At 62.7% G+C, this 13,565-nt stretch carries 18 protein-coding genes; all 18 read right to left on the minus strand.

The window, feature by feature from the left end; genetic code table 11:
• Window positions 1-5 precede the first annotated feature (5 nt).
• Complete coding sequence (locus CLM60_RS14840; protein ID WP_095589905.1) at window positions 6-1,547, minus strand: NADH-quinone oxidoreductase subunit M; 1,542 nt, start codon at window positions 1,545-1,547, stop codon at window positions 6-8.
• Between the two features lies 1 nt (window position 1,548).
• Window positions 1,549-3,681 carry an NADH-quinone oxidoreductase subunit L gene (nuoL, locus tag CLM60_RS14845; RefSeq protein ID WP_095589906.1) on the minus strand — a complete coding sequence of 711 codons (2,133 nt, stop codon included), beginning with the start codon at window positions 3,679-3,681 and terminating at the stop codon, window positions 1,549-1,551.
• Window positions 3,682-3,687: 6 nt separating this feature from the next.
• Window positions 3,688-3,993: an NADH-quinone oxidoreductase subunit NuoK gene (gene nuoK / locus CLM60_RS14850; RefSeq protein WP_095589907.1), complete on the minus strand. Its 306-nt coding sequence runs from the start codon at window positions 3,991-3,993 to the stop codon at window positions 3,688-3,690.
• A gap of 36 nt (window positions 3,994-4,029) precedes the next feature.
• Window positions 4,030-4,227, minus strand: a complete 198-nt coding sequence (locus CLM60_RS14855) for a hypothetical protein (protein WP_095589908.1) — start codon at window positions 4,225-4,227, stop codon at window positions 4,030-4,032.
• A complete protein-coding gene (locus CLM60_RS14860) occupies window positions 4,224-4,496 on the minus strand; it encodes a hypothetical protein (RefSeq protein WP_095589909.1) in 273 nt (90 codons plus the stop codon). The genes CLM60_RS14855 and CLM60_RS14860 overlap by 4 nt, the downstream gene beginning before the upstream one ends.
• Window positions 4,496-5,110: an NADH-quinone oxidoreductase subunit J gene (locus CLM60_RS14865; protein WP_095589910.1), complete on the minus strand. Its 615-nt coding sequence runs from the start codon at window positions 5,108-5,110 to the stop codon at window positions 4,496-4,498. The genes CLM60_RS14860 and CLM60_RS14865 overlap by 1 nt, the downstream gene beginning before the upstream one ends.
• The gene (locus tag CLM60_RS14870) at window positions 5,107-5,517 is read right to left on the minus strand and encodes a carboxymuconolactone decarboxylase family protein (protein ID WP_095589911.1); all 411 of its coding nucleotides are present in this window, start codon (window positions 5,515-5,517) and stop codon (window positions 5,107-5,109) included. Before CLM60_RS14870 ends, CLM60_RS14865 begins: the two co-directional genes overlap by 4 nt.
• A gap of 24 nt (window positions 5,518-5,541) precedes the next feature.
• Window positions 5,542-6,036 (minus strand): NADH-quinone oxidoreductase subunit NuoI, encoded by a 495-nt coding sequence (nuoI, locus tag CLM60_RS14875; RefSeq protein WP_036558593.1) that lies wholly within the window; start codon window positions 6,034-6,036, stop codon window positions 5,542-5,544.
• A 3-nt stretch (window positions 6,037-6,039) separates the two neighbouring features.
• Window positions 6,040-7,077 (minus strand): NADH-quinone oxidoreductase subunit NuoH, encoded by a 1,038-nt coding sequence (nuoH, locus tag CLM60_RS14880; protein WP_095589912.1) that lies wholly within the window; start codon window positions 7,075-7,077, stop codon window positions 6,040-6,042.
• 15 nt (window positions 7,078-7,092) lie between these two features.
• On the minus strand, window positions 7,093-7,515 hold the full coding sequence (locus CLM60_RS14885) for a hypothetical protein (protein WP_245848428.1): 423 nt from the start codon (window positions 7,513-7,515) through the stop codon (window positions 7,093-7,095).
• A 5-nt stretch (window positions 7,516-7,520) separates the two neighbouring features.
• Window positions 7,521-9,539: an NADH-quinone oxidoreductase subunit NuoG gene (gene nuoG / locus CLM60_RS14890; RefSeq protein ID WP_095589913.1), complete on the minus strand. Its 2,019-nt coding sequence runs from the start codon at window positions 9,537-9,539 to the stop codon at window positions 7,521-7,523.
• Window positions 9,540-9,542: 3 nt separating this feature from the next.
• Window positions 9,543-9,953 (minus strand): DUF5333 domain-containing protein, encoded by a 411-nt coding sequence (locus CLM60_RS14895; protein ID WP_095589914.1) that lies wholly within the window; start codon window positions 9,951-9,953, stop codon window positions 9,543-9,545.
• Window positions 9,954-10,074: 121 nt separating this feature from the next.
• A complete protein-coding gene (locus tag CLM60_RS14900; RefSeq protein WP_095589915.1) occupies window positions 10,075-10,398 on the minus strand; it encodes a pentapeptide repeat-containing protein in 324 nt (107 codons plus the stop codon).
• Between the two features lie 251 nt (window positions 10,399-10,649).
• Window positions 10,650-11,144 (minus strand): DUF3291 domain-containing protein, encoded by a 495-nt coding sequence (locus tag CLM60_RS14905; RefSeq protein ID WP_095589916.1) that lies wholly within the window; start codon window positions 11,142-11,144, stop codon window positions 10,650-10,652.
• A complete protein-coding gene (locus CLM60_RS14910) occupies window positions 11,141-11,536 on the minus strand; it encodes a hypothetical protein (protein WP_141246531.1) in 396 nt (131 codons plus the stop codon). Before CLM60_RS14910 ends, CLM60_RS14905 begins: the two co-directional genes overlap by 4 nt.
• 29 nt (window positions 11,537-11,565) lie before the next feature.
• On the minus strand, window positions 11,566-12,006 hold the full coding sequence (locus CLM60_RS14915) for a DUF5333 family protein (RefSeq protein WP_141246532.1): 441 nt from the start codon (window positions 12,004-12,006) through the stop codon (window positions 11,566-11,568).
• 19 nt (window positions 12,007-12,025) lie between these two features.
• Window positions 12,026-13,324 carry an NADH-quinone oxidoreductase subunit NuoF gene (nuoF, locus tag CLM60_RS14920; RefSeq protein WP_095589919.1) on the minus strand — a complete coding sequence of 433 codons (1,299 nt, stop codon included), beginning with the start codon at window positions 13,322-13,324 and terminating at the stop codon, window positions 12,026-12,028.
• Between the two features lie 10 nt (window positions 13,325-13,334).
• The gene (locus CLM60_RS14925; protein WP_095589920.1) at window positions 13,335-13,565 is read right to left on the minus strand and encodes a DUF5337 domain-containing protein; all 231 of its coding nucleotides are present in this window, start codon (window positions 13,563-13,565) and stop codon (window positions 13,335-13,337) included.

Consider the following 13,565-nt stretch of genomic DNA (forward strand, 5'->3'; position numbering starts at 1 on the left):
TCCCCTTAGTGTTGGGCGATCTGGACGGCCGCACCGCTGTCCAGCAGCGCCGTCTGATAGTTGGAAACAAGGGCCTCGACCGATGGGCCGATGACATCGGTCACCAGCGACGGGTAAACGCCCAGAAGCAGGGTCATGACGATCAGCGGCGCAAAGATCGCGCGCTCGCGCCCGGTCATGTCGGTGATCGTCTTCAGGCTTTCCTTGATCAGCTGGCCAAAGACCACCCGGCGATACAGCCACAGCGCATAGCCCGCGCTGAGGATCACACCCGTGGTGGCCACGGCGGCGACCCAGGTATTGACCTGGAAGACACCCATCAGCGTCAGGAATTCACCCACGAACCCGGATGTGCCCGGCAGGCCCACATTGGCCATGGTGAACAGCATGAAGACCAGCGCATAGGCGGGCATCCGGTTCACAAGCCCGCCATAGGCGTCGATCTCGCGCGTGTGCATGCGGTCATAGATGACGCCGACGCACAGGAACAGCGCGCCCGACACGAAGCCGTGGCTGATCATCTGAAAGATCGCGCCATCGATCCCCTGCTGGTTGGCGGCAAAGATGCCCATGGTCACGTAGCCCATGTGGGCGACCGAGCTATAGGCGATCAGCTTCTTCATATCCTCCTGCGCCAGCGCGACGAGCGAGGTATAGACGATGGCAATCGCCGACATCCACAGCACCAGCGGCGCCAGCAGGTCGGACGCCACCGGGAACATCGGCAGCGAAAACCGCAGGAAGCCGTAACCGCCCATCTTCAGCAGGATCGCGGCCAGCACGACCGAACCGGCGGTCGGCGCCTGAACGTGCGCGTCGGGCAGCCAGGTGTGGACCGGCCACATCGGCATCTTGACCGCGAAGCTGGCAAAAAACGCCAGCCACAGCAGCGTCTGCAACCCGCCTGCGATCTGCCAGCCCATCAGGGTGATCGGCCCGGTCGAAAACTCATGCGTCAGCAGAACGGCGATATCGGTGGTGCCCGCATCGCGATACATCGCGATCATCGCCACCAGCATCAGCACCGAGCCCAGGAAGGTGTACAGGAAGAACTTGAACGCGGCATAGATCCGGTTCTGCCCGCCCCAGATGCCGATGATCAGGAACATCGGGATCAGGCCCGCTTCGAAGAACAGATAGAACAGCACCAGATCCAGCGCACAGAAGACGCCCAGCATCAGGGTTTCCAGCACCAGGAACGCGATCATGTATTCCTTGACCCGGTGTTCCACATGCCAGCAGGACGCGATGGTAATGGGCATCAGGAAGGTCGTGAGCATCACGAACAGGATCGAGATCCCGTCGACACCCATCTTGTATTTCATCCCCATCAGCCAGTCGCGTTCCTCGACGAACTGGAAGCCGGTATCGGCGGGGTCGAACTGTGCCAGCAGCAGCAGCGACACCAGGAAGGTGACCGTCGTGCTGATCAGCGCCACCCATTTCGCATTGCGCTGCGCCGCCGCGTCTTCGCCCCGCAGGAAGAAGGCCAGCACCAGCGCCGCGATCAGCGGAATGAAGGTGATGAGGGACAGGAGGTTCTCCATGTTATTCAGCTCCTCCGCTGATCGTCATCCAGGTGACCAGAACGGCAATGCCGATCACCATGGCAAAGGCATAGTGGAACAGATAGCCCGACTGGGCGCGCCCCGCGAGGCGTGTGAAGAACGGGATGATCCCCATGGCGATCCCGTTGATCGAGCCGTCGATGACATTGCCGTCGCCGCGCTTCCACAGGAAGGCGCCCAGGAATTTCGCGGGCCGCACGAACAGGAACTCGTACGCCTCGTCGAAATACCATTTGTTCAGCAGGAACAGGTACAGCGGGCGCTGGTTCTCGGCCAGCTTCTTGGGCAGCGCCGGGTTCACGATATAGAACCAATAGGCGAAGACCAGACCGATCACCATGGCGATGAAGGGGCTGACCTTGACCCATTTCGGGGCGTGGTGGGCCTCGTCCATCACGTGGTTGTCGGGATGCATGAAGATCGCGCCAACCGGGGCCGTGCCGTGTTGCATCTCGGCCTCGGCGCCGTGATCGGCCTCGGCCATCGTCGCGGCGTGGTCGCCCTCGGCGCCATGGGTGTCGGCGGCGGCCGCTTCGGTGGCATGACCCTCCTCGGCCGCGTGATCGGTGGCCTCGGCGTGATGCGTCGGAATGCCGAAGAATCTGTTCACCTGGTTATGGTCGCCAAAGAACGAGCCGTACCAGATCATGCCCGAGAACACCGCCCCCAGCGCCAGAACGCCCAGCGGGATCAGCATGACCTTGGGGCTTTCATGGGCGTGGTCATGGGTGTGCTTGTCGCCCCGCGCCTTGCCATAGAAGGTCAGGAACATCAGCCGCCAGGAATAGAAGCTGGTGAACAGCGCCGCGATGACCAGCGCCCAGAAGGCGAAGCCGCCCGCGGTCCCGGCATAGGCGCTTTCGATGATCGCATCCTTCGACAGGAAGCCCGCAAAGCCGATGGTGGTCAGCGGAATGCCGACACCGGTGATTGCCAGCGTGCCGATCATCATCGCCCAGAAGGTATAGGGGATCTTCTTGCGCAGCGCGCCATAGTTGCGCATGTCCTGCTCGTGATGCATCGCGTGGATGACCGAGCCCGCGCCCAGAAACAGCATCGCCTTGAAGAAGGCGTGGGTGAACAGGTGGAACATCGCCGCCGAATAGACGCCGACGCCCGCCGCCACGAACATATAGCCCAGCTGCGAACAGGTCGAATAGGCGATGACGCGCTTGATATCGTTCTGCACCAGACCCACGGTCGCGGCAAAGAACGCGGTCGCGGCCCCCAGGAAGGTGATAAAGGCCGTCGCCTCGGGCGCGTATTCGTAAAGCGGCGACATGCGGCAGACCAGGAAGACACCCGCCGTCACCATGGTCGCGGCGTGGATCAGCGCCGATACCGGCGTCGGGCCTTCCATCGCGTCGGGCAGCCAGGTGTGCAGGAACAGCTGCGCCGATTTGCCCATCGCACCGACGAACAGCAGGAACCCGAGCAGGTTCGCGGCGTTCCAGTCGGTCCACAGGAACCGCAGCTGCGTTTCCGCCAGCGCCGGAGCGGCGGCGAACACGTCGTCCATCACCACGCTGTCGGTCAGGTAAAACAGGCCGAAGATGCCCAGGGCAAAGCCGAAATCGCCGACACGGTTGACGATGAACGCCTTCATCGCGGCGGCATTGGCGCTGGGTTTCTTCCAGTAGAAGCCGATCAGCAGGTACGAGGCGACGCCCACGCCCTCCCATCCGAAGAACATCTGTACCAGGTTGTCGGAGGTGACCAGCGCCAGCATGGCGAAGGTGAAGAAGGACAGATAAGCGAAGAAGCGCGGCTTGTATATCTCGCCCTCTTCCCATTGCGGGTCATGGGCCATGTAGCCAAAGGAATACAGGTGCACCAGCGCCGACACGGTGGTCACCACGATCAGCATGATCGCGGTCAGCCGGTCCAGCCGGATCGCCCAGTCGACCGACAGGCTGCCGGACTGGATGAATTCCAGGATCGGGATGTGCTGCGTCTGGCCGTCAAAGGACAGGAACACGATCCAGGACAGGAAACAGGCCAGGAACAACAGACCCGTGGCCACCCATTGGGCCGCGGTCTCGCCGATCAGCTTCCAGCCGAAACCGCACAGGATGGCGCCGATCAGCGGGGCAAAGAGGATGATGCTGGTCATGGAAACTTAGCCCTTCATCACGTTGACGTCTTCCACGGCGATGGTGCCGCGGGTGCGGAAGAAACAGACCAGGATCGCCAGGCCGATCGCGGCCTCGGCCGCGGCGACGGTCAGGACGAACATGGTGAACACCTGTCCGACCAGATCGCCCAGAAAGCTGGAGAAGGCCACAAGGTTGATATTGACCGCCAGCAGCATCAGCTCGATGGACATCAGGATGACGATCACGTTCTTCCGGTTCAGGAAGATGCCGAAGATCCCGATCACGAACAGCGCCGCCGCCACTGTCAGGTAATGTTCAAGTCCAACCATCTTGTCCCTCCGGCCTTGGTTCAAGCCTGTCTTCGTTCATTTCGCCCGCCGCACCCGGGCCACCGCCAGGCGGGGCTGTGCCGCAAGCGCCTCGATCCGGCGCCGCAACCCGGCGGGCAGCAGCGGCAGCAACCGCCCCAGCAGCCAGGCGCCGAACACGATCTTCAGCGCCCAGAACCCGGCATAGGCAGCCACGCCCCAGGGCGAGAGCAGAAAGGCGAGAACCTCGTTCACAACCCCTGTCCCGGTTTCATGCGTTTCACGTCCATCAGCTCAACTTCGTTTCCTACGGAATCCATGCCCTGACAAAAACTCCGCACCGCTTCCGCGCGAAAATCATTACCGTGGCCCTGATCCACACCGTTCCACGTCGCATAGATCGCCGAAGCCAGACCCGGAAGCATCGGCCCTTGCAGCTCTTGCGGCCAATTCGGCATTCCGGGCAAATTCGGCCCCGAAAGCAGAACCCCCGCCAATGCGAACATGAGAACGAAGCGTCGCATTACAGCCCCTGCCCCGGTTTCACGTCTTTCAGTTCCATCGCCTTCGCCGGATCGCGGTAAATCTGTGCCAGCACGTCCTGACGCTTGATGTCAGTGCGGTGGCGCAGGGTCAGGACGATCGCGCCGATCATCGCCACCAGCAGGATCAGGCCCGCGGCCTGGAACAGATAGATGTAATCGTCATAGATCAGCGCACCCAGCGCCTGGGTGTTGTGGGTCTGCTCCAGCGCCGGGGCAACGGCGGCGCGCGCGCCCTCGGCCCCGTCGGCGAAATGCCAGTTGCCGAACACCATGCCCAGCTGCATCAGCAGGATCACCCCGATCAGCCCCGCGATGGGGATGTATTTGGCCATCTCGGCCTTCAGCTCGGCGAAATCGACATCCAGCATCATGACCACGAACAGGAACAGCACCGCGACCGCGCCCACATAGACGATGACCAGCAGCATGGCGACGAATTCCGCCCCCAGCAGCACGAACAGCCCGGCCGAGGACAAAAAGGCCAGGATCAGCCATAGCACCGAATGGACCGGGTTGCGCGAGACCACAACGAAAAGCCCCGCCGTCACCACGACGATGGCAAAGCAGTAGAATGTGATATCGGCCACGCTCATGCGTCGTCTCCTTCGGTCATTTCCTGAAAGACGCTTTGCGCCAGGTTCAGGGCCTTGGTCATTGCCGGGATCCCGCCCAGCATCGACATCTGATAGATCACTTCGGCGATCTCCTGCTGGGTCGCGCCGGCTTCGAGCGCGTGGCGCACGGTCAGCTTGAATTGCGGTTCGGCCTGGGCGCCCAGAACGGTCAGCCCCGCCAGCACCACCAGCAACCGCGTCTTGGCATCCAGTCCGTCCTTGTTGAAGGTCGTCCCCCACATCATGTCCATGAAATCCTTGGGCATGGTGGGCATCAGCTTGTCGAAGCCGCTGACCTGAAAGCTTTCCAGCGCAGGATTGAACGCCCGCGCCATGCGGTGGCTTTGTTCCATCATCTGCTCGAAAAGTTTGGCGAGGTCGTTCATCGGATCGATCTTGGCTGAGGGGGCTTAGCGATAGGGCGCGTCGAGCTCCAGGTTGCGGGCGATCTCGGCCTCCCAGCGTTCGCCATTGGCAAGGAGTTTTTCCTTGTCATAGAACAGCTCTTCGCGGGTTTCGGTCGAGAATTCGAAATTCGGGCCTTCGACGATGGCATCCACCGGGCAGGCTTCCTGGCAGAAGCCGCAATAGATGCATTTGGTCATGTCGATGTCATAGCGCGTGGTGCGGCGGCTGCCATCCTCGCGCGGTTCGGCGTCGATGGTGATGGCCTGGGCGGGGCAGATCGCCTCGCACAGTTTGCAGGCGATGCAGCGTTCCTCGCCGTTCGGATACCGGCGCAGGGCATGTTCGCCCCGGAAGCGCGGGGAAAGCGGGCCCTTTTCATGCGGATAGTTCAGCGTGGCCTTGGGCGCGAAGAAATACTTCAGCCCCAGCTTCAGCCCGCCGAAGAAATCGGCCAGCAGGAAGTATTTTCCGGCGCGGGTCCAGTCGATTTGAGTCATGGATCAGCCTCCAATCATCCAGCGGGCATAGGCGCCGCCGAAAAGTTCGAATTTCGCGAAGAAGGCCACCACGACCACCCAGATCAGCGACATCGGCAGGAAGACCTTCCAGCCCAGGCGCATCAGCTGGTCATAGCGGTAGCGCGGCGTGATCGCCTTGACCATCGCGAAGAGGAAGAAGAAGAACGCCATCTTGCCGACCATCCACAGCACACCGTCGGGGATGCCCGGGATCGGCGACAGCCAGCCACCGAAGAACAGCAGCGTGGTCAGCGCGCACATCAGGAAGATCGCGATATATTCACCCGCCATGAACAGCAGGAAGGGCGTGGCGGAATATTCCACCTGATAGCCCGCCACCAGCTCCGATTCCGCTTCCGGAAGGTCGAAGGGCGGGCGATTGGTTTCGGCAAGTGCCGAGATGAAGAACAGGAAGACCATCGGGAAATGCGGCAGCCAGTACCAGTTGAACAGGCCATAGCTGCCATCCTGCGCCGCCACGATGGCGCTGAAATTCATCGAACCCGTGGACAGGATCACGCCGATGATGATCAGGCCGATGGAAACCTCATAGGAGATCATCTGCGCCGCCGACCGCAGCGAGCCCAAGAACGGGTATTTCGAGTTCGAGGCCCAGCCGCCCATGATGACGCCGTAAACCTCGAGCGAGCCGATGGCCATCACATACAGGATCGCGACGTTCAGATCGGCCAGAACCCAGCCGTCGTTGAACGGGATCACCGCCCAGGCGATCATCGCCAGGGTAAAGGACAAAAGCGGCGCCAGCAGGAACACGAACTTGTCGGAACCGGCGGGAATGACGACCTCTTTCACCACGTATTTCAGCGCGTCGGCCACCGATTGCAGCAGTCCGAAGGCGCCCACGATATTGGGGCCGCGCCGCATCTGGACCGCGGCCCAGATCTTGCGGTCGCCATAGACCAGGAACAGCAGCGAGATCATCACAAAGGCAATGACCAGAAGGCTTTGCGCCGCGATCAAGACAAAGGTTCCAAAGCCCGTATTCAGAAAATCAGCCATATCTTCCCTATGCCCTTAGACCGTCGGTATGCCCTCTGCGGCGCAGGTCGCCACCTGTGCGCGTGCGTCGATTGTCCTGATGCCGCGCGGCAGCGTCCGCGAGATGGTGTAAACAGCATCTGCACGCCAAACGCCAGAGTCTTCCGTCACATTCGTGCGAATATGGCGTGCAAAACCGTATCCGCGCTGCAAACTGTGCCCGGCCACCGCGCAATCGGCATAACGCCCCGCCGCTTCGCGTGCGGCGATGCCTTTCAGATGCGCGCCGTCCAGCGACACGAAGATGTTGATAAGATCATCGTCCAGCACCTTTGCCGCGGACCCCAGATAGGTCAGGGTCGGCTGTTCGGCATCGGCCGGGGCGGTGGCCTGGGCACAGCCCGACAGCCCCGTTCCCAGTGCCAGCGCGACGACGATATGGCCCCCCCGGCCCGACATCGGCCTTACTCGGCGGCCATCGGTGCGGTTTCGCGCGCCTTGGCGGCGGCGCTGAGCTCAGCCATCAGGGCCGAGGCCCGGGCGATGGGGTTGGTCAGATAGAAATCCCGGACCGCGTTGCGGAAATCGGCCTTGGGCAGCGGCCGCAGCGGCAGCGGGTTCCAGGCGTTTTCCGGCACGCTGTCGATCTGCAGCAGATGCGGCACCGCGTCGGCCAGCGCCTGGCGCAGCTGGGCGATGCTGTCGAACGGCAGCGTCGCACCCAGTTCGGCGCTGAGCGCCCGCAGGATGGCCCAGTTTTCCTTGGCCTCGCCCGGCGGGAATGCCGCGCGCAGCGCCAGCTGGGGCCGGCCCTCGGTGTTCACGAACAGGCCCTGTTCCTCGGTATAGGCGGCAGCGGGCAGGATCAGGTCGGCGCGATGCGCGCCCCGGTCGCCATGGCTGCCCTGATAGATCACGAAGGGACCGTCGGCGATCTCGACCTCGTCCGCGCCCAGGTTATAGATCACCTCGGCCCCGTCGATGGCGGCATCCATCCCGCCCTCGGTCACCGCGCCCACATCCAGCGCGCCCACGCGCGACGCGGCGGTGTGCAGGACAAGAAGCTTGCTGTTGGTTTTCTCGGCGATCGACATCGCGGCGGCCAGAACGGCGGCGCCATCGGCCTCGCGCAGGGCGCCCTGCCCCACGATCACCACCGACGGCGTCTCGCGGACCTCGTTGAACTTGCGGTTGGCCAGCTCGGCCAGCGCGTTCCGGTCGGTGCCCATATGGACATAATCATAGGTCAGATCGGCCTTTTCACCGATCAGCGCAACATTGGCTCCGCCGGCCCAAGCCTTGCGGATGCGCGCGTTCAGCACCGGCGCCTCGTCGCGCGGGTTGGTGCCGATCAGCATGATGTATTCGGCGGTGTCGATATCCTCGACCGTCGCGGTCCCGGCATAGGCCGAGCGGTTGTCGGCCGGCAGCTTGACGCCATCGGTGCGGCATTCGACCGAACCGCCCTGTCCCTCAACCAGTTGTTTCAGCGCGTAAACCGCCTCTACCGGGGCCAGATCGCCCACCAGACCGGCGATTTTCTTGCCCTTGATCGCGGTGGCGGCGGCGGCCAGCGCCTCGGGCCAGGTGGCCGGGCGCAGCTTGCCATTTTCGCGGATATAGGGCCGGTCCAGACGCTGACGCCGCAGCCCGTCCCAGACGAAGCGCGTCTTGTCGGAGATCCATTCCTCGTTCACGCCGTCATGGTTGCGCGGCAGGATGCGTTTGACCTCACGCCCTTTGGTGTCGACGCGGATGTTCGACCCCAGCGCGTCCATCACGTCGATGGTTTCGGTCTTTGTCAGCTCCCACGGACGGGCGGTAAAGGCATAGGGCTTGCTGGTCAGCGCGCCCACCGGGCACAGGTCGATGATGTTGCCCTGCAGGTTGCTGTCCAGCGTGCTGCCCAGATAGCTGGTGATCTCGGCATCCTCGCCCCGGCCGGTCTGGCCCATCACGGTCAGGCCCGCGACCTCGGTCGTGAAGCGCACGCAGCGGGTGCAGGAAATGCAGCGGGTCATCGTGGTGGCCACCAGCGGCCCCAGGTCCAGATCCTCGGACGCGCGCTTGGGTTCGCGATAGCGGCTGAAATCGACGCCATAGGCCATCGCCTGGTCCTGCAGGTCGCATTCGCCGCCCTGGTCGCAGATCGGGCAATCCAGCGGGTGGTTGATCAGCAGGAATTCCATCACCCCTTCGCGGGCCTTCTTGACCATCGGGCTGTTGGTCTTGACCACCGGCGGCTGGCCTTCGGGGCCCGGGCGCAGGTCCCGCACCTGCATCGCGCAGGATGCGGCGGGTTTCGGCGGGCCGCCCACGACCTCGACAAGACACATCCGGCAGTTGCCGGCAATCGACAGACGTTCGTGATAGCAGAAGCGCGGCACCTCGATCCCGGCCTGCTCGCAGGCCTGCAGAAGGGTCATCGCCGGATCGACCTCTACTTCCGTGTCGTCGATAATGATCTTGCGAAGGTCGGACATGGGCTATTTGCTCCTCAGCAGCACTCCGATTTGGCTGTTCCGGTCTATTTCGCTGCGGCCCGCAACGCAATAGCTATCGGGCCGGGAAAGCGTAACTCCTTGCGATTGCAGCCACTCGCGCGCCGCCCCCTCGACCCGCGCCTTTTCACGCTTGTCGGTCACAAAGGCCTCGATCTCGGCGTCGGAATAGCCCGCATCGTTGGCGATCTTCTTCAGGCTGCGCATATAGCCATAGGCCGTGATCATCCGGGCCGAGATCGTCGGGCATTTCTTGCGGATCATGTCGGCGATGGCGATCGTGGTCAGCCCGTCATTGATCTGCTTGTGGTCGCGCAGCCCGTCGGCCCGGGCCAGTCCCGGCCCGGCGCCCAGCACCAAGATCAGGGCAAGTGTCATCGAAAACAGCGGTCGCATCACGCAGCACTCCATCGGTTGAACATACCGGACGGACCCGCACAGATGCGGATCCCTCCACGGCGCCAATCAAGGGATGCGGCCGCTGCTATGCAATAACACAACGCGCAGCCACCTGAAATCAGGCGGCTTTTTCCCTGTGCTTGGCGGCTTTCTGCGCCTGATAGGCGGCAAAGAGCTGTGCCACCGACACGCCGTTGATCGTCATGCCCGACAGTTGCGCGCCTTCGATCCGGGCATTGGACAGGTTCACGCCCTTGAACACCGCATCCGACATGTTACCGCCCATGACGCTGCATTGCGACAGGTTGCAGTTTTCGATGATCGACGCGGACAGGTTCACATCCTCCATCACCGAGCCGGACAGATTCGCGCTGCTGATCTGCGCCCCGGCCAGCAGCGCATTCTCGATCGTGAGCGCGTCGCGCTTTTCACGTATCTCCATAAAAGCCCCCTTCCCAAAGGACGTCTGAGTGCCGGGCACGCCCGAACCGGACCCGCAACCGGCGATGTCAGCCCCCCAAGTCTTGCGGCATCGCCTTTCGGTCGGGGCTTCCCCACCCCGCCGCCATGCCGTGACCCCGGGGCCGCGCGGCTGACGCCACGACCCCGGCCCGACAAGCCTAGCCAGTTCGCCCCGGCCTGCGCCAGTCCGGAGTGTCGGTTCGCTGAATTTTTCCGCAGGATTTGCGCGGGTTACGCGGCGGCACCCTGACCGCAATTGCGGGTTTTCCACATCTGGGCCTGGGGCAGATGCGCCCAGCCAAAGGCATGATCGCTGTCGCCATGGGCGCGCAGATGCTCAAGCCGCGCCAACGCCTCGTCCAGTGTGGGTTCGTGGCCCGCAGGCACCCACCACATGACGAAATGCATGTCGCCAAGGATTTCGAACCACTCCTGCCGCCGGTCATAGAATTGCCGGTGCACCGTCTGCCAGACGAATTTCTCCAAGGACGCCACGTCTTCCCAGACGGTCAGGTTGGCCACGAATTGCGGGTCATCGCCGATGCTGTTTTCGGTGTTACCAGTGCCCGGCTCACCCGAGCCTTCCATCATCCAGACAAAGCCCGGCATCCGCTTGCCCATGCCATTGATCCGGTCCAGCGCCCCCATGAACTCCGCCACACGCGGATCGTCCGTGGGCGCGATCAGACGACCGACATTGAGTTCTGCGAGGTGGTACTGTGTCATTCCTCTACCCTCTTCAGCATGCGACCAATCCCGGTCTGGCTGTCGATTTCGTCGCGGCCCGCCGCACACAAAACCGCACGATCCAAGAAAACGCGGTCACCATGACGCTCCGCGAATTCGGCATTCAATGGCTCATAGTCCTGCATTGAAAAGCGAACCCCCAGCCAATCGGTCACGCTTTTGCCCATACGGTAGAACGCACCGTCCAGTTTCAGAAAATAGATCCGACGGCCGTTCTCATCAAACGCCAGATCGTCGCAGTTCTGGGCCAGCTTGCGCGCCATTGAGTGATCGAAATCAGAACGCAGCGCAAGTTCCAGCGCCTTGGTGTCCATATCCTCTGCGGTCGCTGAGGGCGCCATAAGGCATAGGGCGATGAACATGCTCTTCATCTTTGACGCCTCTCCAATCGCGAAGCGCGTCAGCCCCGCTTGCGCAGATAGCGACCCACGCGCGTCCCCTGCCGGATCTCCGCATAACCTGCCCCGCAATAGGTCGCCGGTTCATCAACGATGATGCCCATTTTCTGGATATAGGCAAAAACCTCTGACTGCATGCGCTTCTTGGGCAGGTTCGCCTGCATGGCATCGAAATCGCGATCTTCGTAACCCTGCGCATCCAGCTTCCGGAACAATGCGACGCGATCCTTGTTGACCACCGGGTTTGCGGTCGACAGGTTGCTACAGTTCCTTGCGATGACATTCGCGGTCGCCGCATCAAAGGCCAATCGATACATTTCTTCGGGCATCTCACGATAGGGGGCCCGCGATGTTTCGACCGGTCGATCCGCCGTGCTGGTCTGACAGGCGGCCAAGGCAGCCAACAAGACGCAGCCGGTCATCACACGCGCAAACATACTCATTCCACACGTCCCTTGCGGCTTATTCCGCCGCGATCGCACTCATCTTGCCGGTCTTCTGCGCCTTGATGCGGTCCTCGATCTCCTCGCGGAAGTTCTTGATCAGGCCCTGGATCGGCCAGGCCGCCGCGTCGCCCAGGGCGCAGATCGTGTGGCCCTCGACCTGTTTGGTCACATCGAACAGCATGTCGATTTCCTCGACCTCGGCCTCGCCGCGCACCAGGCGGTCCATGACGCGCATCATCCAGCCGGTGCCTTCGCGGCAGGGCGTGCACTGGCCGCAGCTTTCGTGCTTGTAGAATTTCGAAAGCCGCCAGATCGCCTTGATGATGTCGGTCTGCTTGTCCATCACGATCACCGCCGCCGTGCCCAGGCCCGAGCCCAGATCGTTGCGCAGGTAATCGAAATCCATCACCGCGTCGCGCATGTTCTCGCCCCGCACGCAAGGCACGGACGACCCGCCCGGGATCACCGCCAGCAAGTTGTCCCAGCCGCCGCGAATGCCGCCGCAATGCTTTTCGATCAACTCCTCGAAGCTGATCGACATCGCCTCTTCGACCACACAGGGGTTGTTCACATGCCCCGAGATCCCGAAGAGCTTGGTGCCCGAGTTGTTGGGGCGGCCAAAGCTGGTGAACCAGTCCGGGCCACGGCGCAGGATCGTGGGCACGACGGCGATGGATTCCACGTTGTTCACCGTGGTCGGGCAGCCATAAAGCCCCGCCCCCGCCGGGAAGGGCGGCTTCATGCGCGGCATGCCCTTCTTCCCCTCGAGGCTTTCCAGCAGCGCGGTTTCCTCGCCGCAGATATAGGCGCCCGCGCCGTGATGCAGGAACAGTTCGAAATCCCAGCCCGAACCGGCGGCGTTCTTGCCCAGAAGACCGGCGTCATAGGCCTCGTCAATCGCGGCTTGCAGCGCCTCGCGCTCGCGGATGAACTCGCCCCGGATATAGATATAGCAGGCATGCGCGCCCATGGCGAAGCTGGCGATCAGCGCCCCTTCGATCAGGGTGTGCGGATCGTGGCGCATGATCTCGCGGTCCTTGCAGGTGCCCGGCTCGGATTCGTCGGCATTGATCACCAGATAGGACGGGCGCCCATCGCTTTCCTTGGGCATGAACGACCATTTCAGCCCCGTGGGGAAGCCCGCCCCGCCGCGCCCGCGCAGGCCGCTGGCCTTCATCTGGTCGACGATCCAGTCACGCCCCTTGGCGATGATGCCGGCGGTGCCGTCCCAATGGCCACGGGCCTTGGCACCGGCCAGCGTGCGCTCGTGCATCCCGTAGAGATTGGTAAAGATCCGATCCTGATCTTTCAGCATGTGACGTTCCTCAGTTTGTCCGGCTCTTGCGCCAGATTTGATAGCTTACCGCCAGCGCCCACACAAAGGCCGCCAGCGCAATCAGATAAAACAGCATCTCGAACCGGATCGGCAGACCCAGGATATTGGTCAGCCACGGCGCGATGATGGCGATCAGGCCACCGGCCATGATGACCACCGCCACCAGCCGCCCCTGCCGCGCGATCGCCGCGTCGCGTTGATGCCGCCCGGGTCCCGTCAC

Source organism: Actibacterium ureilyticum (assembly GCF_002285435.1).
GTDB classification, from domain to species: Bacteria; Pseudomonadota; Alphaproteobacteria; order Rhodobacterales; family Rhodobacteraceae; genus Actibacterium_C; species Actibacterium_C ureilyticum.

Bases quoted from the DNA above. Each gene is read 5' to 3' on its own strand.
- CLM60_RS14840 (WP_095589905.1), bottom strand. From the start codon at position 1,547: ATGGAGAACCTCCTGTCCCTCATCACCTTCATTCCGCTGATCGCGGCG.
- nuoL (WP_095589906.1), bottom strand. From the start codon at position 3,681: ATGACCAGCATCATCCTCTTTGCCCCGCTGATCGGCGCCATCCTGTGC.
- nuoK (WP_095589907.1), bottom strand. From the start codon at position 3,993: ATGGTTGGACTTGAACATTACCTGACAGTGGCGGCGGCGCTGTTCGTG.
- CLM60_RS14860 (WP_095589909.1), bottom strand. From the start codon at position 4,496: ATGCGACGCTTCGTTCTCATGTTCGCATTGGCGGGGGTTCTGCTTTCG.
- CLM60_RS14865 (WP_095589910.1), bottom strand. From the start codon at position 5,110: ATGAGCGTGGCCGATATCACATTCTACTGCTTTGCCATCGTCGTGGTG.
- CLM60_RS14870 (WP_095589911.1), bottom strand. From the start codon at position 5,517: ATGAACGACCTCGCCAAACTTTTCGAGCAGATGATGGAACAAAGCCAC.
- nuoI (WP_036558593.1), bottom strand. From the start codon at position 6,036: ATGACTCAAATCGACTGGACCCGCGCCGGAAAATACTTCCTGCTGGCC.
- nuoH (WP_095589912.1), bottom strand. From the start codon at position 7,077: ATGGCTGATTTTCTGAATACGGGCTTTGGAACCTTTGTCTTGATCGCG.
- CLM60_RS14885 (WP_245848428.1), bottom strand. From the start codon at position 7,515: ATGTCGGGCCGGGGGGGCCATATCGTCGTCGCGCTGGCACTGGGAACG.
- nuoG (WP_095589913.1), bottom strand. From the start codon at position 9,539: ATGTCCGACCTTCGCAAGATCATTATCGACGACACGGAAGTAGAGGTC.
- CLM60_RS14895 (WP_095589914.1), bottom strand. From the start codon at position 9,953: ATGCGACCGCTGTTTTCGATGACACTTGCCCTGATCTTGGTGCTGGGC.
- CLM60_RS14900 (WP_095589915.1), bottom strand. From the start codon at position 10,398: ATGGAGATACGTGAAAAGCGCGACGCGCTCACGATCGAGAATGCGCTG.
- CLM60_RS14905 (WP_095589916.1), bottom strand. From the start codon at position 11,144: ATGACACAGTACCACCTCGCAGAACTCAATGTCGGTCGTCTGATCGCG.
- CLM60_RS14910 (WP_141246531.1), bottom strand. From the start codon at position 11,536: ATGAAGAGCATGTTCATCGCCCTATGCCTTATGGCGCCCTCAGCGACC.
- CLM60_RS14915 (WP_141246532.1), bottom strand. From the start codon at position 12,006: ATGAGTATGTTTGCGCGTGTGATGACCGGCTGCGTCTTGTTGGCTGCC.
- nuoF (WP_095589919.1), bottom strand. From the start codon at position 13,324: ATGCTGAAAGATCAGGATCGGATCTTTACCAATCTCTACGGGATGCAC.